Below are 20,156 nucleotides of genomic sequence, written 5' to 3' on the forward strand. Positions count from 1 at the left end.
CCGACCTCGTCGAGGCCCAGAAGATCGCAGAACCTAGCCTTGGTAGGTATCAAGGTGGCGGCGCGTGCGCGGGCCGATATGCGTTGCTGCCGCGATCATCCTGAGCATCCTGCGGGTGATACCCGTAGTGCCGCTGCTGTCCTCCACCTGCTCGCCTGACAGATCGAACGACAACGCACATGACAGGTTCGGACCCATGTCGTGCCCGAGGCTGCGTACCGGACCCTGCCGCCCAGCTCCGGACGCGACGGGTGGTGCTGTGAAAGTCGAGGAGGAAGCCGTCCGCAGAGGCCGCTGGGGCTCCCTACGGAATGCTGTGGTCTTCAGCGCGGGTGATAGTTGAGCGTTCCGAGGGGCCAGTGCGTGGACAGCCAGGCTGTCACGGCTTCGTACAGGGGTACGTCCAGCTCGGCTCGGTCGGCCCGGACCCAGGAGGACACATCGGCGTCGTGGTCGTCGCTGTGTGAGGGGTAGATGTAGACGCATCCGATCACCTCGCCGCTGTCCGGGTCGAGGACGGTGTAGGTGAATCCACGGCGCTGGGCGAAGTCGTTCGCGTGGCGCTGCAGGTCGGCGAGGTTCGCCTCCAGGGTCATGCCGCCCTCGGGAGGCCAGTCTCCGTCCGGGTAGCCGGGGGTCGCGCGGATGTGCTCGATGCTGCTGGTCCAGGCGACGTGGTCGGCAGCATTGTGCTGGGGTCCCAAGGGTTCCAGACGGAACTGCGGGGTCGCCAGGTACAGAGGGACAGCGAAGTCGTCAGGGACGAAGGCATGGTCGTTCATGAGGCCGAGGCTATGAGGCTGAGCTCAGGAGTTGCATCTGGATTGATCCCGCTGCTCACCGATCGGCCCATCCATCGCCTCCAGCAGCAACCTGGCCGCTCCATCCGCCGGTAATCGCTCAAGGCTCCGTCCAGAGCCTCACGAGCCGGATGTCAGGCGCTGGAGCCGGAAGCTCTCCGTACGTTCTCCTTGTCCACGCCGATCAGAACGAGCAGCTCGATGGTCGGCACGCGGTAGGTGTCGCCGACCTTGATGACCCGACAGGGAAACTGCTCAGGCCAAGAGCGCGAGCGGCCGCCAGGAGGGGCACGACGGCCGGCAGGGCTTGCACCTCCGCGAGCGTCAGCGGCCTCATGAAGCCCCCTCTCGTCTCCGCCATCGGGAATCGGAGACCCTTCCGGAGGTGTGGGCTGTGGGTTGCGTTGCCGTTCCGTGCCGCGTGCAGGCGGAGTCCTCGCTGGTCATGCCGTACTTGCCGGTTGGCGGCCAGGCCGTCTTGATGCTGTTCGACTTGTTGCCGCCAGCGCGGGCCGTCGTCGGCGAGCATCCGGCGGGCCTCGGTGAAGGTGGCCCGCAGGTTGTCCATGTACTCCTCCAGGTTGGGCTCCTGGCCGTACTGGCGTTCGCCACCCTCCACGCCCGCTGCGGCGACGTCGACGCCGGCTGCGCCACCGCCCAGCAGGCACTCACCATCTACCTGCATCTGGCTTCCCGGCTGGGCGCCCGACCGATCGATTTCGCCCGGCGTCTGCCCCGTCAGACCATGCGGCGCATGGTGGCGGGGTCCCGCACTCACGTTCCCTTGATCCCGGGAGGGAACTTCGTCTCGTCGTTGGTCTTCGCGCCAATCAGGTTTGCGTCAGTTAGGTCCGCTTCACTTAGATCCGTCCCGCGCAGGTCCGCACGGCGCAAGTCTGTTCCGGTCAGATCCGTGTCATCCAGCTTCGCGCCGCGCAGGTCCGCCCGGAACAGGATTGCTTTGGGGAGATCTGCTGAGGACAGGTCCACCCCTCGCAGGTCCGCCCTGCTCAAGTTGGCTCTGCTGAGATTCAGGAAACTCAAATCCGCGCCTGGTATACGGATCCGCGCTAGCCTGCAATCGCATCGGCGCTCGTACCCCTTTTCAGCACGCGGCGTACCGTAGACGCTGCCCAGCACCGTCAGGGCCGCCTGGACATCGGTAGTCGGCTGCTCGGGGGGCCGTTTCTTTGGCTTGGGGTCGTGTTCACGCACATATGCGGCCATGACGTTGGCGATCGTGACACGGTCACGTGGAGAGTCCTGCGCCAAGCGATCCAATGCGTGGATCGCTCCAAATCGTACGTCGATCGTTTTGGAGCCGAGCTGCTCGACGGCTCTGATGTAACGGTCGGTGATCTGCCCTTCTTGAGTGGTCTCCAAAGAGCTGGCGGTGTAGACCAGGCCACCTGCGGTGAACACCAACCCGAAGACGACGCCCCAGGTACTCCACCGCTGGAGCCGCGTCCCACGCTCGGCTATGAGAGCGTCGAAGCGCTCCTTCGGCTGCAGGGACTCGAGCTCCACCCCGGTGAGCGGCCGCAACCGGGGACGTCCTCTGGTCACGATCCAGCGGATCCCACCGAACAAGAGACCGGCGACCACCAGGCCGGTAAGCAGCATAGGCGGGAGGTCCGCTGTGGAGTACGGCGGAGTCAGGTAGTCGGGAAGCCATCCCAGAACCGGCTGCCACCAGTCGCGGGCAGGACCGTCGGCGAGCAGGTGAAGGGTCGAAATGTCGATGGCGGTGAAGATGACCGCACTTACCGGCCGACTCAGGGTCCGTTCCAGGCGTGGACGCCGTAGTTTCACAGCTACCATTCGACCGACTAGTAGTGTGGAATATGCAGGTAGCGAGGGAAATGTAGCCTCAGGGTACGGGTCGCACCACATCACCGCTGTGGGGATGGTCCCCGATGGCCGCTCGCTTCAGGGGGCCGCACACTGTTCGGGTTTGCACCCACGTCGAATTGCCATCTGGGGGCTTCTACGTGTCACGAAAGGTCGATCGAAGGGTGTCGGAGCCAGCGGCTAGTATCCCGCAGATGATCCAGGATCTGATACTCCGCGCGGCGGCGGAGGAGTTCGATGCCGAGTACAAACTTGAGCGGCTGGCCGATGAGACCCCGTCAATGCTCACCCCGCACCTGTCGAGCCTGCTCGCGGCCGGTGTCCTGCACCCGGCGAAGCTTTACCGCACGGCCGGCGACGACATGCAACGGGCCATCGTCACCATGATCGACGACGGCACATCGGAACTGAACGCGCTGTTGCTCATCCTGGCGCACACGCGAGGCCCCGTCGCCGAGAACGCTTTCCGCCGCTGGCAGGAACAACTGCCACCAGGGGCCGATGACCTCTGCGTCCGCCCGGCCGACTACATGCCGGAAGGAGGCTGGGCCCTGGAGAACGGCCGGGCCCGCGAACTTTGCGGGCGCACCGCCTACTCGCTGAAGCCCGATCCTGACAAGACGGTGGAGCCCCCGGCTCAAGGCGAGTGCCCTTGGTGCCGTGCCCCACTATGGACGGTTCTTGACATCGACACCGGCGACCGGCGAGTCGCGGAAGCGCTCGCCCACACCGGCTGGTCCGGTCGGCTCAGGATCGTCACCTGCCAGGGATGTCACGCCTACACCACCCTCTACTCCACGGTAAGCCCCGACGGCAGATCCGGTCTCTCCGACTACTCCGCGGAACCCTTCCGCGTCATCGACGACCAAAGCCCGCCCGTCACCCTCCGCAAGGTGCCAGGAGAGCTCCTCACCAACCCCGACATGTCCGCCGGTGGCTGGGATATGACGACCCCGTCCATCGGCGGGCACCCCGAATGGATCAACGACGCGGAGTACCCCACCTGCCCCAGCTGCGCGCGAACCATGGACTACATCGGGCGAGAGGAAGCACAGGACCCGGAAGGCGACCCCATCGCCGAAGGCACCACCTACCTATTCCTCGACGCGTCCTGCGGCCTTGCCGCCACGATCTACCAACAGACCTGACACGCACAGACGCTCCGCCGCCGCCCAGAACGCTCGACGGGTGCGGCTCCCCCAAAGAGAGCCGCGCCCATCCGGTTTGGGAGGCGCTGGCCCTCTCTCCGTTACGAACCGCGATAACGAAGAGCGCGGTCAGGCAAGTTTCTCGACCTTGGGTTGATCTTCATCCGGGCCGTTGCCGGCGCAGTGGTGGGGGCCGATGGGTTCGACTACCCGTGCCACATGGTCGACGTCTTTCGTGAACGCGGCGGCAGCACCGCGTTCAGTCGTCGTCAGGGAAGACCAGTTCATCGCGGGTGGCCACCTTCTCGGCGGGAGGCGGCTTGATGTCGATGGCGTCTCCCCAGCCGGAGAACCGCACATCGGCGGTCTCGAACCTACGGTCTTTGACGTTCCGGGGTGACGCCGGGCGGCGCGACGCGGTGCGGAATCGATCCCGGCCCGTTTCACGATGTTCCACACGGTAGAAGCCGAGACCTTGTGGCCGAGGCGGGTGAGTTCACCGTGGCTACGCCGATGGCCCCATCTACGGCTCTTCAATGCGCCGCTCCGCGGCTGCGGGTTAGCGACAACGCCGCCGGCACGCTCTCACCGACGGGAACCCATGTTGGCCACCACAACGCCAGGGCCGGCGTATGCGCCTATGGGACGTTCGAGACGATCTCGCAGCGGGTTGCGGCGTCGATGCCTGCCTCCCCATCACAGTCGTCTGGGGCACCGGGGCCGCCGTCGAGGAAGTCGTTGCGGGGGCCTGCCCTGAGCGTGTCGCCGCCGTCGCCGCCATCGAGGCGGTCGTTGCCGCCTGCCGTCCCCACGGTCATGGTGACATCGAAGTCGGTGTTGTCGCCGAACAGTGCGTCGTTGCCCCCACGGCCGGAGATCACATCGTCGCCGGCTCTGGTGACGGTGGCATCCACCACGGCGCTATCGCCGACGAGAAAGTCGTCCGCGCTGCCGCCCATGATCAGGTCCCGGCCGGAGCCGGTGGCCCTTCCCCCTGCGGGGTCATTGATGTTGTGGTCCCCGATCGCCGCGAATCCGCCGTCAGTGCCCAGGTTAAGGAGGTCATTCCCGCCGCTTCCCCTCGCGTTCTGGGCAGCGTTGCTGTCTCCGATCAAGATTTCGCTGCCGGGCCCACCCAGGAGTAGGTCGTCCCCGGCGCCCGAGGCGTCGCCGACTGTTGAGCCGGAGTCGCCGACCAGGTGTTCCTCGCCGGTGCCGCTGTCGGCGCCGCCGTCCAGACGGTCGTTTCCGCCACCGGATGCCCTGAGCCCCCGGCTGTCGCCGGTCATGAGATCATCGCCGTCACCGCCGAACAGAAGGTCGTTCCCCCCACCCGCGGCGGTGCCGTCGGGGGCGAAGCTGTCGCCGTTCATGAGGTCGTCTCCGGCGCCGCCGAACAGGCGGTCATTGCCTTTACCGGAGGCGTGTCCGCTCTGGCGGAAGATGTCGCCATGCACGCCGTCATTGCCGGTACCGCCATCTATCTGGTCGTCGCCCAGCCCGCCGACGAGGATGTCGTCTCCGGCCATGCCGCAGATCAGGTCGTTACCCTGCCGGCCGTCGATGACGTCCGGACCCGCGGTCCCGACGATCACATCCCGGCCTGCGGTTCCGCTGGTCGGCATGTTGGGGGCCGCGATGATCGTGGCCGGCACGCCGAAGCACGTCGGCGGTTGTGTCCTGGCGTCGGCAACCCCGGACCAGGCGATCACTCCTGCCATGAGGACGCTGACCGACCCCGCTGCGGCGATCGACCTGGGCGATGGTTTCCTCGATCCGCTGGATCTCGCTACCTTTGGGTGCTCAGCGGCGTATGTGTGGTGCTGCGCGGCCGTTGCCGCATTCCATTTCGTCACAATCAGTAGTCGTATCATCGCGAAATGGATGGGGATTTGCGCCACACCGGCGCTTGTTGGAGTGCGCCCGTTCCCAGTCCGTCGGCGACAAGAAGGGGTGCTGCTAGGACATGTGTCATGAACCCCAGACGAGCGGAAGGCTTCTCTAGTCTCGGCCCCCTGGCGTGGACCAGGCGCTTGCCGGTAGACCACATTTCATGGACTGGTGGGCAAATCTTCTGCAGGGCGCCATCAGCGCCGTCATCGGCGGCGTCGTGGCAGCCCTCACGGCTTGGGCCGTTGTCGCCGGCACGGGAAGACAGGCGCACCGCCAGGCGCTTGTCATCGACGCCCGGAACGCGGCGCGGACGCTGATCCAGGACACGGAGAAACTGATGCGATCGATAATGCGCCTGGCACGCGTGCCAGGACCGCGTGACCAGCGAGAATGGCTCCTGCAACTGGACGAGGCCCGCACCACGTTCTTCAACCGGTACGCGATCCACATGGCGACGATCCAGGCAACAGATGAGAAGTTCGCCCAACGCCTGTCCGAGCTCATGGACCAGATCTACGACGAGATGAAGGGATTCCGGCCACCCTGGGCCCACTCCCGATCCTGGCGTCGAGCGCAACGTCGGATGGCCGGCCAGCCCAGTCCGGTGCGCGAAAGATCGCGGTTTGAGACGCTCACGGGAACGCTTGTGAGAGAGCTGACAGCGTGGCTAGCGCGCGGGTCGGGGCGCCGTTAGATACGTGCCACCAGCCGCCACATGGCATCCCGGTCGCCGAAACGCGCGCACTGTCGCGGCCGGGAAGCCCGTGCTTCGGTCGCCCACCCAACCTTCACGAACTGGTTCGGAGATTCATGACCTTCACACCACCGGGCCAATCACCACAACCCCCAGCAGTCGGAGCGGACGTCACCGTGCATCCAACCGCCCGGACGATCGCCCCGGCGAACCTTCCCGGTCAGAGCACTAGCTCCTCCTCCTCGTGGTGGATGCCTCGGCGATTTCGAGCAGGACCTTCATGGGGGCGTCGTCGGCGCGCGCTTCGTGGAAGGCCGCAGCGGCTTCCTCCAGAGGGAAGACCGCCACCGGCAATCGGTCGAGGCCGAGTGGGTCGTCCGGGAGGAGTGCTACGGCCTTGGTGAGGTCATCGCGGGTGTAGACCCGGGAACCGAGTAGGCGCTGCTCGCCGAAACACATGGCTCTCAGGTCGAGGGCTACCGGGTCCTGGTAGACGGCCACCAGCACGATCGTGCCGGTCTCGCGAGCCGAGGCGGGCAGCACGCCGGCGACGCTGGGATGTCCTGCCGTGTCGAAGACGATATCCGCCCCCTCGGATTCGTTCGTGGAGCGGAACCATGTCGCTGGGTCGACGCCGTCGGGGACGGTTTCGAAGCCGCAGGCGGCGGCTGTTCTTCTGCGGCTCGCCTTCGGTTCGGCGACGACTGTTCGGGCGGCACCGGCCTTGCGGGCGACCAGTGCGACGAGGATGCCGATCGGGCCCGCGCCGAAGACGAGCACCGACTCGCCTCCCCGCATCTGCGCTTGAGCCACCGAGTGCACCGCGACGGCGAGGGGCTCCGCCCATGCGGCGCGACGAACTGGCACCCCAGGCTGCACCGGGACGACCCGGTTGGCCGGCACCGCCATGTAGTCGGCGAGGCCGCCCGCCGCGTCGATTCCGAACAGTTCGAGCTCGCGGCATACGTGTGCTGCCTGATGGCGGCAGGCCCAGCAACGGCCGCAGGTGATGAGCGGCTCGACGACCGCTCGCGTTCCGACGGGCGGTCCGTCCGGACCCGTTCGTTCGACGGTTCCGACGATCTCGTGGCCGATCACCAGGGGGGCGGTCGCTCGGGGGTGCCTTCCCGCGACGATGGCGAGGTCGGTTCCGCAGATGCCGCCGTACTCCACCCGCAGCAGCAGCCATCCGTCCGGTACCTGCGGGTACGGGACGTCGCGTACGTCGACGCGTCCCGGATCGGTCCAGACGACGGCACGCATGGTGGCGTTCCGCGACACGGCGTTCGTCGCCATGGTCAGAGCTCCTTGAGTCTCTTCGGTCCGGTTCGCCATCGGCGTCGAGGGCTCGCCGGGGTGCCTGGGTCAGCGTCGGAACTGGTCGGCATAGTCGGCTCCCAGGCCGTTCGCCGCGTAGTGGGCGCGGCACATGTCCAACTTGGTGAAGGCGTCCTCGTAGCCGATCTGGCGGCTGTCCTCGTCGAGGTAGATCATCGCGCCGCTGATGTTGAAGAAGGTGATCATCTCTTGGCAGTGGTCGGGAACCCGCAGGGTGTGGATCTCGCCGGGCGGCTCGTAGACGAACCCTCCGGCGCGAGCCGTCCAGTCGTGCTCGTCGTACTTCCACTCGCCCGCGATGACGTATCCGATGACGATGCCGGGATGCCTGTGGCGGGAGACGATGCCTGACTTGGTCACCTTGAGAAGGTTGCACCACTGGCCGGTCACGGTATTGATGAACAGCGGGCGGAAGAAGACGCCCGGGGCCTGCGGCACCCACACCCGGTCGTCGTCTGGAAGCGCGTCGACGGCGATTTCCAGCGGGATGTCGGCCGAGACGGTGATCTGCTGCATGTGCGAGTTCCTCTTCTCTCGTCTGGCTGGGGGTCGGGAAGGGGCGTGGGCTAGTACCTGTCGGAGTTGACGGCCCCGGGGAACTCGGGTTCGGTGCCCTCGCGCACGGCACGGATTCCGGCCTCGGCGTCCGGCAGCGTCGCGCTGAGGGCCTCGACGTAGAGCGAGTGCTCGAAGATGCCCATGTTGTGCAGGTACCAGTCGTTCAACGCCGCCTTGGTGCCCTGGATGGCGAACTGCGGCCCCTCGGCGAGCCGCGTCGCGATCTCGTTCGCGGTCGGCATGAGGTCCTCGTGGGGGACGCACGTGCCGACCAGCCCGATCTCGGCGGCTTCCCGGCCGGTGATCCGGTTGCCGAGCAGGAGGTGGTACTTCGAGCGGGCCATGCCGATCGCGAGGGGCCACACGAGGGCGGCGTGGTCGCCCGCCGCGAGACCGAGTCTGACGTGGCCGTCGATGAGCACCGCTCGCTCGCTGGCGATCGAGATGTCCGCGAGCAGGGCGATCGCCAAACCTCCGCCGACCGCGACTCCGTTGATGGCGGAGACGATCGGCTTGCGGCATGCGATCATGTTGCGCACCAGGGCGCGGCCGTCGCGCGTGTCGGTGGGGAGGGGCCCGTTTCCCTCTTTGATGTCACCGCCCGCGCAGAAGGCACGTCCCGCGCCGGTGATCAGGGCGACGTTCATCTCCGGGTCGGCGTCGAACTCACGCCAGATGCGGCCCTGTTCGGCGTGCCCGATCTCGCCGGACGCGTTCAGCTTCTCGGGGCGGTTCATGGTGATGCGGAGGACTCGATCCGCCCCCGGCTCCACCTTGAGGAATTCGTAGTCGCTGTACATCTGCTGCTCCTGTCATCGTCGGTGTTGAGGGGGCCTGGCGAACACCGGCCCGGATCGACATGGACCGTGTCGGTGGCCGTCTGCCAGGAGCGGGTTACGCCGCCACTGCGGCGATCGTGTCGGCGAACACGCCGGGTGCCTCCACGGGCACGAAGTGCCCGACCCCGTCCACGGGCACCACCGTCACGTCCGCGAAGAACGCGTCGAGCCGGTCGGACCACGCGCGGGGGAAGAGCGGGTCGTGTTCGGGCCACAGGAACGTCGTCGGGACGGCGATCCGGTCGGCGGGGTCCGGCTCGGTCTCGGCGAGCGCGCGGGCGACCATTCCGCTCGCCGCGCGGTACCAGCCGATCGACGCGACGAACGCCCCGGGAGCGCCGTAGACGGCGGCGAGGTGGTCGAGCCGCTCGTCGTCGACGGTGTAGTCCGGGCCGGACCAGTGTGACCAGAAGTGCTTCAGGTAGGCGCGGGCGCGGCTCACGTCGCCGTCGATCAGCTCGCGGGCGAGTTCGAGCTGGTGGAACGACTGGTACCAGAACTCGCGTATCGGATGCTCGTCGAGGACCCGCCGCCCGACGCCCGGAGCCGGCGGGGTGACCACCAGGGCGCGCGCCAGGTCCGGCCGGTCGACGGCGAGCTGCAGGCCGACGCGGCCGCCGATGTCGTAACCGCCGACCACGGCCGCCGAGACTCCCAGCTCGTCGAGCAGCCCGGCCACGCTGCGCGCCTGGGCGGGGGCGCGGTAGTACTCGGAGGGATCCCGGTCGTGCTTGTCGGACTGCCCGAACCCACGCAGGTCCGGTACGACGACGTCGTACCCGGTGCCGGCGAGCCGTTCGGCCACAGCCGCATGGTCGGTCCGGTCACCCGGCCAGCCGTGCAGCAGCAGGACGGGGGACCCGGCAGGGTCGCCATGCCGGTCGTAGGCGAGGCGGAAGTCGTCGATGGGCTGGGACAACAACATCGGTGCTCCTTGAGCGGGTGTCGTCGACTCTGTGCGTTTCATGTACGGTGCCCGCACGCAGAGGGACAGGACCGATGATCCCGGCCGGTCCGGGGCGCGCCAACGGAGGAGAACCCAACGCAGAAGGCGCGACGTTGGCCGCCGCTCCAAACCCGGCGTGCGGTCGGCTCGTGACGACCACACGCCCTATCCACCTGTCGGGTCGCCCAGCGTGACGTGGCCGTTCGGGAGCGCGTCGATCTCCGCGACCCCGAGCAGGCGGAGGGCGCGGGTCAGTTCGGTGCGCAGGATGTCCAGCGTCCGGTCCACGCCTCGCTCCCCGCCCGCCATCAGGCCGTAGAGGTAGGCCCGACCCACCAGGACGCCTGTCGCCCCGAGGGCGATCGCCGCGGCGACGTCCGCTCCGGACCTGACACCGCCGTCGACGAAAACCTCGGCACGGTCGCCGACGGCCGCGCGGACGTGCGGCAGCACCCGCAACGGCGTCGCCGCCCGGTCCAGTTGCCGCCCGCCGTGGTTGGAGACGACCACGCCGTCGGCTCCGGCGTCGACCACCATGCGGGCGTCCTCGACGGTCTGGATCCCTTTCACCACCAGCGAGTGGGGCCAGGCACCGCGTAGCCAGTGGAGGTCGTCGATGCCCGCGCTGGGGTCGAACAGGCTGTCGGCGAGCTCGGCGGCCGTGCCCTTCCAGGAGCCGAACGACGCGAACCTCAGCGGATCGGTGGTCAGCAGGTTCGCCCACCAACGCGGATGGAGGGCCATGTCAGCGAGCGTCCGGGGGCCGATCATCGGTGGGATGGTCAGGCCGTTGCGCAGGTCCCGTAGCCGAGCGCCGGAGACCGGTGTGTCGACGGTCAGCACCAGGGTGTCGTAGCCGGCCGCCAGGGCCCGCTTGACGAGGTCCTCCCCCGCCGCCCGATCGCGCCAGAGGTACAGCTGGAACCATTTCCGGCCGGTGGGCTCGGCGGCGACGAGGTCCTCGACGGACGTGGTCCCCATCGTCGACAGGGTGTAGGGGATGCCCGCCCGCGCGGCGGCGCGCGCCACGGCCACCTCCCCGTCGTGGTGCATCATCCTGGTGTAGCCGGTCGGCGCGAACACGACGGGGAGCTCCGACCTCTTGCCGAGCAGCACGCGGCCGAGCTCGACCTGGGAGACGTCGCGCAGTACCGCCGGGTGGAAGTGGACGTCCCGGTAGGCCGCACGGGCACGGGCCAGGCTGATCTCCGACTCCGCGCCGCCGTCGACATAGTCGAACACGGCGCGGGGAACGCGCCGCCGGGCGATCGCACGGAGATCCCCGAGGGTGCGGGCGCGGGCGAGGCGGCGCTCCGTCGTCGGCGGGGCGAAGGCGCGCAGGTCGATCACGTCGGTGAGGTCTGACCACCGCGGAAGACGGCGTCGCCGTCGGATCGGCTCGTCGGATGGCATGGGGGGTTCTCCTTCGGTCTTCTGCGGCAGGCGTCAGATCTGCCGGTCGACGCCACGCCAGTACGGCTCGCGCACACGGTTCTTGAGAACCTTTCCGTTGGGGCTGCGCGGAAGCTCCCGGACGATGTCGATGCGCTTCGGAGCCCGGATGCCGCCCAGCCGCTCGCGACACCAGGCGACGAGCTCCTCGGGGGTGGTGTCGGCCCCTGGACGCAGCTCGACCACGCCGGTCACCGCTTCGCCCCAGTCCGGATGCGGAATGCCGACGACGGCGCAGTCACCCACCGCGGGGTGGCTCCACAGGACCTGTTCCACCTCGCTCGGGTACACGTTGAACCCTCCCGAAATGATCAGGTCTTTCTTCCGGTCGGTGATGTAGAGGTAGCCGTCGCCGTCGAGGTGGCCGATGTCACCGGTGTGCACCCAGCCCTCGACCACCGTCTCCGCCGTCTGCTCGGGCTGGGCGTAGTAGCCCGCCATGACCGTGTCCCCGCGCACGCAGATCTCGCCCGCCGTCCCCCGGGGCACGGCGTTGCCCTTGTCGTCGCGGATCTCGAAGGAGATGAGCGGGGTCGGCCGGCCGCAGGAGGCGAGCCGCGTCTCGTTGAGGCTGCCGTCCGGATCGAAAAGTTCCGCGCATCGCATCAGCGCGATGGTTCCCGGCGACTCCGTCTGACCGTACGCGGCCGTCATCACGGGTCCGAAGACGTCGATGGCCTGTCTGAGCCGCTCGACCGACATCGGCGCGGAGGCATAGATCAGGTAGCGCAGCGACGAGAAGTCGCGTTTCTGGCCCTCCAGATGGTCGAGCCAGCGGTAGATCACCGTCGGGGGCAGGAACATCTCGGTGACGCCGTACTGTTCGACCACGTCGGCGAGCACCGTGTAGTCGGCCTTCTCCAGGACCACGACCGTGCCGCCCCGCGCTGTCGCCGGCAGGCTGAGGAGCCCGCTGGTGTGCGTCATCGGCGCCGCGGCGAGGTTGACGATCGGCTGGTGAGCCTCATAGCTCAGCAGCATCAGCAGGTGAGCGGTGGACGTGTGGAAGTTGCGATGGGTGCTCATCACACCCTTGGGCCTGCCCGTCGTCCCACCGGTCGGCGGAATCGCGACGACGTCGTCGATCGCGGTCCGGACGTCCGGGGGTTCGGCGGGGTAGGCGGCGCACCAGCGGTGCAGTTCGCGGCCGTCCGCCATCTCCCGGTCGAGGCATACGGCCAATCGGAACCCAGGCGACTTGGCCCGCAGCGACTCCACCACGCCTGCCATCGACGAGTGGTAGAAGATCGCCTCGCAGTCGAAGGCCGCGGCGAGCTCGGCCGTCTCCTCCTGCGGCATGGCGGGGTTCAGCGGCACCCAGACCATCCCGGCCCGCCAGCTGCCGATCACGCAGATCCAGGCCTCCGGGTGGTTCGGCGACAGGACGGCGACCTTCGTGCCCGGCTCCAGGGCGGCGCTCAACCCCTGCGCCACCCGGCAGGACAAGGCATAGGCCTCGCGGTAGGTCCACTGGCGGCCGTCCATGATGTACGCCGGACCGTCAGGGTTCTGACGGAGCCCGCGATCGAAGAATTCGGTGATTCTCACGCCCCACGTCCCTTCGACGTGCCGGCGTCGCCGACGCGGGGCGGCTTGGACGGCGATATGAGGTTCGTCACGATGTCGGCAGCGCTGCTCATTCAGCCGGCTCCTCTCGTCGACCTGTGGCACTGCCAACCGGCCGGCGTGTCGCCGGGTGCGCAGTGCTTCAACGACTCGATGGTCCAGTGCGGCCACCCCCGCTTCTACGGCGAGCGGCCCAACCGTCGGCGACCGCGATTGGATGCGGCTACAACGTCTGGCACAATGCCGTGGCAGGAGGCGGGATTGGAACCATCAGCACCGCGCGGCGATGTCGCCGGGCAATCGTTTCGCGACAGCGTGGCGAGGCTGATGGACGACGTCGACGAACTCGTCGCGCGAACCGTCGCGTTCGGCGACGAGCAACGGCCGCCGTACGCGGTGGTGCCGCGCAGTGCCATCGAGGCGTCGGTCCGGATGAACCTGGAGACCGTCCGCAACTCCCTTCTCGCCGGGTCGCCCGTCATCGACGACCGCGATGTCGAGGCCCTGACCATCCGGGTCGACGAGCGCCTCGGACAGGGCCTCCGGGTCGAGGACGGGATCCAGGGCTGGCGTAAGTCCATCGGCGTCATCCAGGAACGATTCATCGAGATCGCGGCCGAACAAGACGTCGACGTGGCCGAAGTGCTCAATGCCGTCCGCGTGCTCTGGCAACTGAGCGACCTGATGACCAATCAGATGACCGGGCTCTTTCGGAGCCGGCAGCTCACCGGCGCGCTGCGGCACTCCCAGCTGCGCGCGGAGTTCCTGGACAAGGTCCTCGCCGGAGGGCTACCGGTTCCCGAGGTTCACGCGCGGGGGGAGGAGCTCGGCCTGGACACCACCATCGACTACCTGACGGTGAAGGCCGGCACCGGGCAGGGCGCGTCGGTGGAGGTTCTGCGACGTCGCCTGGAAACGCGGGCGACAGACCTGCTCGTGGTCGCCGACGGATATTGCTTCGGGTTGCTGTCCGGTCCCATCGGCGTACTGGCGGGCGAGGACGTCGTCGCGCTCGGTCCCGCGGCACCGCTGCCCGAGGTGGCGGGCTCGTTCGAGCTCGCGACACGCATTTACGACTGGATGCGGCGGCATGGCGTTCGCGGCCGGCGCAGGATCGAGGACATCGGCTGGCGGCTCGCGGTGGACCGGGACGCCGCCGTCACCTCGCTCCTGCTACGCCGCTACCGAGCGCCGCTCGACTCGATGGGCGAGTTCGGCGCGCTCATCTGGCGCAGCGTCCGTGCCTACGTGAGCGCGGACAAGAGCGTGGCTCGCGCGGCCGAGGCACTGGTCGTCCACCAGAACACCCTTCGCTACCGGCTCGCGCGCTTCACAGAGATCACCGGGGCGAACCTGGATTCCGCGGATACGTTGCTCGAAGTGGCCTGGGCCCTCGCCGCGGACCCGGACGAGACGATATGAATCGCCCGGTCGCGGAGAAAGTCCTCGGCCAGTCGCACACCCGTTGTAGCGGCCTCCAATCAGACGGGCCAGGTAAGGTCGGCACGCCGCCCGCCGTCACAGCCCCGCGTCGTCGGCCCTGACGGCGACGGACCGATCCATGGCGGCGGCCACGCCCGCCCGGGTCGTGCGCCGGACGATCGCCGCGGCACACCAGCCGGACAGCAGTACGACCACCGAGAGGCCGATGCCGAGCAGCGTCGAGCCGTTCGGCAACGTCGCGACCAGTGTGGCGACGAAAGGTGTCAGACCGCCGATGACGACCCCGAGCTGCATTCCCAGCGACAGGCCGGAATAGCTGACCTTCGTAGCGAAAGCCTCGGCGATCATCACGGGGTAGACGCCCGTGATGACGGCCCAGCCGATTCCGAAGAGCAGCAGGTAGGCGGAGATCACGAGCACCGCGGAGCCGCTCCCGATCATGGGGAAGAAGAACAACGCGGTGATCGCGATGAACACCGCGCCCGCGAGATACGTGGGCAGCCTGCCGAAACGGTCGGACAGGGCGCCTGCGGCGGGGACGAGGGCGAGGTGCAGCGCGCCGCTGAGAATGATCCCGAGCAGCGGCAGTGAGGCGGGCACATCGTGCTCGCGTGCGTACGCCAGGCTGTAGATGACGGTGATGTACGACGCCACCGCCTGGCCTGCCTGTACGCCGCCGGCGAGCAGGATCTGGGCCGGGTGGGTGCGGATGACGTCGCGGATCGGGGAGGCCGACACCTGATCGTTCGCCTTGTTCCGCTCGAAGTCCGGGGTCTCGGCCAGTCCGAACCTGATCAGGAGTCCGATGAGGACCAGAAGACCGCCCGCCCAGAACGGGATGCGCCAGCCCCACGTCTGCACCGCCACGGGGTCCATCGTGTTGTTGACGGCGAGGAACGCGAGATTGCCGAGGACCAGGCCGAAGGACACACCCGCTCCGGGCAGTGACGCGAACAACCCCCGGCGCCCCTCGGCGGCGTGCTCGGCGACGAGGAGGACCGCCCCGGGTTGTTCGCCGCCGAAGGCGAACCCCTGCGCGAGCCGGAGCAGGACGAGCAGCACCGCTCCCCAGTAACCGATCGAGTCGTATCCGGGCAGGCAGCCGATCAGCACCGTCGACACGCCCATGATGAGCATCGTCGTGACGAGGACGTTCTTTCGCCCCAGCCGGTCACCGAAGTGGCCGAAGACAATGCCGCCGAGCGGGCGGGCGAGGAAGCCGACGCCGAAGGTGACGAACGACGCCAGCACACCCAGCGTCGGATCGGCGGAGGGGAAGAAGAGCGGTCCGAAGACCAGGGCCGAGGCCAGCCCGTAGATGGCGAAGTCGTAGTACTCGAGTATCGTCCCACCCAAGCTCGCGGCGGCCGCACGCCGCGTGTGCTTCAGAGAGTGGGAGGGGTATGTCCCCCGCTGATCTGTTGTCATGACCGTACTCCTTGGTGCAGGGGGTGGGGGTCGCGAGGGACGGCCCCGGAAGTGCTAGTCCTCGGCGGCGACTCGGATGACGACCTTCCCGACGACGGTGCCGGTGGACAGGAGTCCTTGTGCCTCCTCGGTCTGTTGCCAGGGGACGACACGCTCGATGACCGGGCGAAGCTTCGTGAGGTCCAGATTCCGGACCTGCTGGTAGAGATCGGCCAGCTCGGCCGGGGTGCGGGTGCGGAACGTGACCCCGCGGAGGGTGAGTTGCTTCAGCGAGAACGCCTCCAGATCCGCCGCCACCTCCGCGCCCGCGGCACGCCCGACGTTGACGATCCGCCCTTTGATCGCCGCCGCGGCGACGAGGTCGGGGAAGTAGCTCCCGCCGACGTGGTCCACGGCCACGTCGGCGCCCGTCCCGCCGGTCGCGTCGAGCACGCGGTCCGCGAAGCCGCGCCCCGTGCTGTGCAGGACCAGGTCGGCGCCGAGGCGGTGGAGGACGTCGTCCGCGCGGTCCGATCGCGCCACGGCGATGATCCGGCCGGCCCCGAGATGCCGTGCGAGTTGCACCCCCTGCAGGCCCATGCCCGAGGTGGCCCCGGTGATGACGACGCTCTCGCCGGCACGCAGGCCGTCGGCCGCGGTCAGCGCGCTGCATTCGGTCAGCAGCGCGACGATCGCGGCCGCGCCCTCCTCGTGGGACCATTCCGGCGGGATCGGGACGGTGAACCGCGCGTCGGCGACCACCTGCTCGGCCAGGCTGCTGGGCACCATGGCCATCACCCGGTCACCGACCCGCACGCCGGTGACGCCGTCGCCGACCTCGGTGACCTCCCCGGCGGCGTCCAGGCCCGCCACCCACGGAACGCCGTCCGCCGGGGGCTTGCCGTACCCACCCTGAGGCACGAACCGGTCGACGTAGTTGACCGAGACGGCGCGGACGGAGATCCGGACCTGGCCGGGGCCGAGTTTCGGCTCCGGGACGTCGCCGAGGGCGAGCGTCGCGCCGTCGGCGTGCCGGTCGATCAGCACTGCTTTCATCGCGGCGTCCCGTTCCCCGTCCCGGTGACCTCGGACAGCAGGGCCGCCATGTCGCGGACGGGCCCGGTGCCGTCCCAGCCCTCGGCGGCGTGGGCGATCGCGTCGAACAGCGCACGCTTATCGACCCCCCGCTCGGAGATCTCGATGGCGGTGCCGTCGGCGGACCCGCCGTCGAAGTAGGCGAACCGGTCGTCGGGCCTGCCGCGACCCGACCTGCCGTGGTGGATCTCGACGTACCCGCGGGCCAGCGCGGCCTCCACGCAGGCGTCGAAGTGCTCGGTCCAGAAGGCGACATGGTGCAGGCCCTCGCCGAACTCGCCGACGAACGTGTGGAAGAACGACGGCGAGTCGTCGCGCAGTTGGATCAGCTCGATCTGCACGCCACCGGACTGGGCCAGCGCGCCGTTGTTCTCCAGGTAGTAGAACGGCCCGACGCCTGGGCCTTCGATCCACTGCCGCATGGCCGCGTGGATGTCCGTGACGATGTAGCCGAGTTGCCGAATCGGCCCGAAGGGCATGGTCATGGGTCTCCTCCGAGGGGGTCAGATGATCGGGCGCACGAGTCGGTGGGTGAGCTTCCAGCGGCCGTCCGGCCCGCGGCGCACCGTGTCGGTGAACTCGCCGACACTCAGCCGTCCACCCGAGCGGAAGGTCACCACCTTGGAGCGGCAGGTCGCCGTGCCCGGTCCCGCCGGCTGGGCGGTCAAGGTGGACAGGTGGTGGCTCAACGCGGGGTCGGCCGAGTTCTCGAGCGTTTCGACGAGCTCCGCCAGGCTGTGGAGGTGCGTCTTCCCGGGGTTCTCGTACTGGATGTCGTCGGCCAGCAGTTCGCCCAGCCGTACGGCGTAGTCGCCGCCGCTGTCGAAGGCGAACGCGATCTCGGCGATGAGGTGGTGGATGGCGAGGATCTCGCGCTCCGTCAGGGGGTCGGTGACTACCGGGTCTTGGGTCGTGCTCATAGGTGGCTCCTGCGGATCTCGTGGGCTGAGCGGCTCGGCCCATCCGGCGCGGCGACTCGGTCAGACCGACCGCACCAGATGCCGTAGCCGCTCACTTCTCCCCATCGGGGCCTGTGTGGGTGTGACGCCGCTCACTCTTCGCCACTCGGGCATGTCTGGGTATGGCGGTGCGACCAACTCTGCCGCGACGAGGTTGTGCCGCGCTCCAACCAGGCCCGGGCACGATGTATTGCATGAGAGCAGCAATTTATCGGGCGACCGGGCAGGCATCGGACGTGCTCGAACTCGTCGAGTTGGATGTACCCGACCCCAAGGCGGGAGAGGTACGCGTCGAGATCTCGGCTTCCGGTGTGAACCCCACGGACTGGAAGGCCCGCGCCGGGCTCACCGGCAGCGATCCCGACGGTTTCCAGGTGCCCCATCACGACGGCGCCGGCCGGGTGGACGCCATCGGCCCGGGGGTGACCGGGCTTGCCGTCGGCCAACGCGTGTGGCTCTATCTCGCCGCGGCCGGTAACCGGTACGGCACGGCCGCGGAGTTCGCGGTGGTACCGGCGGACAACGTGGTCCCGCTCCCCGACAACGCGTCGGACGAGCTCGGCGCCTGCCTCGGTGTTCCCGCGCTGACGGCGGCGTACTGCCTCGGTGGCGATCCCAGCGCGGTACGAGGGCGGACGGTCCTCGTCGCGGGGGGCGCGGGAGCCGTCGGGCACTTCGCGATCGAGTTGGCGAAGCATGCGGGGGCCCACGTGATCACCACGGTCAGCTCCGAGGCGAAGGGGGAGCTGGCGCGTGCCGCAGGCGCCGACCTCGTGCTGAACTATCGCGAGGAGGACGTCGCGGAAAGAATCCTGGCGTCCGTCGGACATGTCGATCGCGTCGTCGAGGTCGCGCTGGGGGCGAACATCGACACCGACGCCGCCGTCATCGGACCCAATGCCGTGATCGCCGTTTACGCCGGGGAATCCGAACAGCCCAGAATACCGATCCTGCCATTGGCGAAGGCGAATGCGTCGATTCAGTTCGCGCTGATGTACACCGTCTCCGCAGCCGAGTTCAAGCGGTTGTTGTCATGGACGAATGCCGCCATCGAGGCGGACGCACTGTCCGCGCTGCCCATCTCCAACTACGAACTCAGCGACATAGTCGCCGCGCAGTTGGCCGTGGAGAAGGGCGCGGTCGGAAAGGTGCTCGTCCGCCCTTGAGCGCTGGGCCCGGCTCGGATCTTCCAGCCCTTCGTTCCTGACGTGCTCCTCAAGCTTGTCGACCATCTGCCGGCTCAGCTTGAATCGACGGAACTCCTTGTCCTTGGGGTATTCCTTGACGATGAAGCGGTCACCGGTCGGGTGGCAGGGGCGATGCGTTCTCGGCTGCGGCTGGCAAATGCGCCGCGTACGTCACCGATGGCGGTGATCTGTCCCGGAACGTGCATTTCGCCGCCGGGATCGCTGTGTGCCGGGCCGCCGGCTGTGTGACGGGACTCGTCGAGTACTTCCAGGGGTGATCGGCAGCGGGTCGCAGCTCGGTGGGGGTCAGGGCTGTGCTGCGGCCGGGTCTGTGGGTTCGTCGGTGGGTGTGCGGCGTTTGCGGGGGGCGGCGGAGCGGGGCGGCTGGGCGCGCATGTGGTCGCGAACGCGGGTCATGATGTCGCCGAGGTGGCGCAGGTCGTCGTCGGCGAGGGGGTCGAACAGCAGGTGGCGGGCGACCTCGATGTGGCCGGGCAGCACGGCGGCGACGCGTTCGAGGCCGGCGGGGGTGATGGTGACCAGGGTGGCACGTTCGTCGTCGGAGCTGGGGGCGCGAGTGACGAGACCGGCCTTCTCCAACTGGGCGGCCTGGTAGGTGAGGCCGCTGCGGCTGTAGACGACGCTGTCGGCCAGCGCGGTCATGGTCAGCTGCCCGTGGGCGTCGGCCAGACGGGCCAGGAGCTGGAACTGCACCCAGCTGAGATCGCCCTCGGCGCGTAGCTGCTGCTCAACGGCGTGCTGGAGCAGGCTGACGGCCTCCATGAGAGCGAAGTAGGCCCCCAGTTGCTCGGGTTTGAGGGCGCCGTGGTCGTCGGTGTCGGTCATCCCCCTACCGTATCTGCTTCAAATTCGCAGCATAGTGACCGACGTCACATGACTCATGGGTATTGCTTTGAACTCGAAGCAGGTTACAGTCGCCATCTGCTTCGTATTCGAAGCACATGAGTGAGGGAGACAAG

The 20,156-nt window shown here is 68.3% G+C and carries 20 protein-coding genes; 4 read left to right on the top strand and 16 right to left on the bottom strand.

Annotation, left to right across the window (positions count from 1 at the left end; genetic code table 11):
- Positions 1-323 precede the first annotated feature (323 nt).
- The 3 genes from ACIBQX_RS19730 to ACIBQX_RS19740 all read right to left on the bottom strand — a co-directional run bounded on the left by ACIBQX_RS19730 (position 324) and on the right by ACIBQX_RS19740 (position 2,612).
- Positions 324-782, bottom strand: a complete 459-nt coding sequence (locus tag ACIBQX_RS19730) for a GNAT family N-acetyltransferase (protein WP_397006357.1) — start codon at positions 780-782, stop codon at positions 324-326.
- A 202-nt stretch (positions 783-984) separates the two neighbouring features.
- Positions 985-1,485 carry a hypothetical protein gene (locus ACIBQX_RS19735; protein WP_397006359.1) on the bottom strand — a complete coding sequence of 167 codons (501 nt, stop codon included), beginning with the start codon at positions 1,483-1,485 and terminating at the stop codon, positions 985-987.
- An 89-nt stretch (positions 1,486-1,574) separates the two neighbouring features.
- Positions 1,575-2,612: a pentapeptide repeat-containing protein gene (locus ACIBQX_RS19740; RefSeq protein WP_397006361.1), complete on the bottom strand. Its 1,038-nt coding sequence runs from the start codon at positions 2,610-2,612 to the stop codon at positions 1,575-1,577.
- A gap of 233 nt (positions 2,613-2,845) precedes the next feature.
- On the opposite strand from ACIBQX_RS19740, the gene ACIBQX_RS19745 reads away from it, so the two are divergent.
- Complete coding sequence (locus ACIBQX_RS19745; RefSeq protein WP_397006363.1) at positions 2,846-3,799, top strand: hypothetical protein; 954 nt, start codon at positions 2,846-2,848, stop codon at positions 3,797-3,799.
- Positions 3,800-3,928: 129 nt separating this feature from the next.
- Here the strand turns inward: ACIBQX_RS19745 and ACIBQX_RS19750 are convergent, their stop codons facing one another.
- Both ACIBQX_RS19750 and ACIBQX_RS19755 read right to left on the bottom strand, forming a co-directional pair.
- A complete protein-coding gene (locus tag ACIBQX_RS19750) occupies positions 3,929-4,087 on the bottom strand; it encodes a hypothetical protein (RefSeq protein ID WP_397006365.1) in 159 nt (52 codons plus the stop codon).
- Positions 4,088-4,437: 350 nt separating this feature from the next.
- Positions 4,438-5,511: a calcium-binding protein gene (locus ACIBQX_RS19755; RefSeq protein WP_397006367.1), complete on the bottom strand. Its 1,074-nt coding sequence runs from the start codon at positions 5,509-5,511 to the stop codon at positions 4,438-4,440.
- 341 nt (positions 5,512-5,852) lie between these two features.
- Between ACIBQX_RS19755 and ACIBQX_RS19760 the strand changes: the two genes are divergently transcribed.
- A complete protein-coding gene (locus ACIBQX_RS19760) occupies positions 5,853-6,386 on the top strand; it encodes a hypothetical protein (RefSeq protein WP_397006369.1) in 534 nt (177 codons plus the stop codon).
- A gap of 228 nt (positions 6,387-6,614) precedes the next feature.
- Here the strand turns inward: ACIBQX_RS19760 and ACIBQX_RS19765 are convergent, their stop codons facing one another.
- From ACIBQX_RS19765 to ACIBQX_RS19790, 6 genes are all read right to left on the bottom strand, one after another.
- Positions 6,615-7,682 carry a zinc-binding dehydrogenase gene (locus tag ACIBQX_RS19765; RefSeq protein ID WP_397006371.1) on the bottom strand — a complete coding sequence of 356 codons (1,068 nt, stop codon included), beginning with the start codon at positions 7,680-7,682 and terminating at the stop codon, positions 6,615-6,617.
- Positions 7,683-7,751: 69 nt separating this feature from the next.
- On the bottom strand, positions 7,752-8,240 hold the full coding sequence (locus tag ACIBQX_RS19770; RefSeq protein ID WP_397006373.1) for a 2,4'-dihydroxyacetophenone dioxygenase family protein: 489 nt from the start codon (positions 8,238-8,240) through the stop codon (positions 7,752-7,754).
- Positions 8,241-8,290: 50 nt separating this feature from the next.
- Positions 8,291-9,082: an enoyl-CoA hydratase/isomerase family protein gene (locus ACIBQX_RS19775; protein WP_397006375.1), complete on the bottom strand. Its 792-nt coding sequence runs from the start codon at positions 9,080-9,082 to the stop codon at positions 8,291-8,293.
- A 94-nt stretch (positions 9,083-9,176) separates the two neighbouring features.
- Positions 9,177-10,046, bottom strand: a complete 870-nt coding sequence (locus tag ACIBQX_RS19780; protein WP_397006377.1) for an alpha/beta fold hydrolase — start codon at positions 10,044-10,046, stop codon at positions 9,177-9,179.
- A gap of 186 nt (positions 10,047-10,232) precedes the next feature.
- Complete coding sequence (locus ACIBQX_RS19785; protein WP_397006379.1) at positions 10,233-11,480, bottom strand: alpha-hydroxy-acid oxidizing protein; 1,248 nt, start codon at positions 11,478-11,480, stop codon at positions 10,233-10,235.
- Positions 11,481-11,513: 33 nt separating this feature from the next.
- Positions 11,514-13,067 carry a class I adenylate-forming enzyme family protein gene (locus tag ACIBQX_RS19790; RefSeq protein ID WP_397006381.1) on the bottom strand — a complete coding sequence of 518 codons (1,554 nt, stop codon included), beginning with the start codon at positions 13,065-13,067 and terminating at the stop codon, positions 11,514-11,516.
- 57 nt (positions 13,068-13,124) lie between these two features.
- On the opposite strand from ACIBQX_RS19790, the gene ACIBQX_RS19795 reads away from it, so the two are divergent.
- The gene (locus ACIBQX_RS19795; protein WP_397006382.1) at positions 13,125-14,507 is read left to right on the top strand and encodes a PucR family transcriptional regulator; all 1,383 of its coding nucleotides are present in this window, start codon (positions 13,125-13,127) and stop codon (positions 14,505-14,507) included.
- Between the two features lie 96 nt (positions 14,508-14,603).
- Here ACIBQX_RS19795 and ACIBQX_RS19800 read toward each other — a convergent pair whose 3' ends face one another.
- Genes ACIBQX_RS19800 through ACIBQX_RS19815 form a run of 4 tightly spaced genes read right to left on the bottom strand, consistent with a single transcriptional unit; the run spans position 14,604 to position 17,950 of the window.
- Entirely contained in the window at positions 14,604-15,956 is a 1,353-nt protein-coding gene (locus tag ACIBQX_RS19800) for an MFS transporter (RefSeq protein WP_397006384.1), read from the bottom strand.
- 54 nt (positions 15,957-16,010) lie between these two features.
- Positions 16,011-16,991 carry a zinc-binding alcohol dehydrogenase family protein gene (locus ACIBQX_RS19805; RefSeq protein ID WP_397006386.1) on the bottom strand — a complete coding sequence of 327 codons (981 nt, stop codon included), beginning with the start codon at positions 16,989-16,991 and terminating at the stop codon, positions 16,011-16,013.
- Entirely contained in the window at positions 16,988-17,515 is a 528-nt protein-coding gene (locus tag ACIBQX_RS19810) for a VOC family protein (RefSeq protein WP_397006388.1), read from the bottom strand. The genes ACIBQX_RS19805 and ACIBQX_RS19810 overlap by 4 nt, the downstream gene beginning before the upstream one ends.
- 18 nt (positions 17,516-17,533) lie before the next feature.
- On the bottom strand, positions 17,534-17,950 hold the full coding sequence (locus tag ACIBQX_RS19815; protein ID WP_397006390.1) for a YybH family protein: 417 nt from the start codon (positions 17,948-17,950) through the stop codon (positions 17,534-17,536).
- Positions 17,951-18,225: 275 nt separating this feature from the next.
- On the opposite strand from ACIBQX_RS19815, the gene ACIBQX_RS19820 reads away from it, so the two are divergent.
- Positions 18,226-19,155 (top strand): NADPH:quinone reductase, encoded by a 930-nt coding sequence (locus ACIBQX_RS19820; RefSeq protein ID WP_397006392.1) that lies wholly within the window; start codon positions 18,226-18,228, stop codon positions 19,153-19,155.
- A 327-nt stretch (positions 19,156-19,482) separates the two neighbouring features.
- On the opposite strand, the gene ACIBQX_RS19825 is transcribed toward ACIBQX_RS19820, so the two are convergent.
- Positions 19,483-20,022, bottom strand: a complete 540-nt coding sequence (locus ACIBQX_RS19825) for a MarR family winged helix-turn-helix transcriptional regulator (RefSeq protein ID WP_397006394.1) — start codon at positions 20,020-20,022, stop codon at positions 19,483-19,485.
- Positions 20,023-20,156 lie beyond the last annotated feature (134 nt).

Origin of the sequence: Nonomuraea sp. NPDC049714, assembly GCF_044465295.1 — a bacterium.
Taxonomy (GTDB): domain Bacteria; phylum Actinomycetota; class Actinomycetes; order Streptosporangiales; family Streptosporangiaceae; genus Nonomuraea.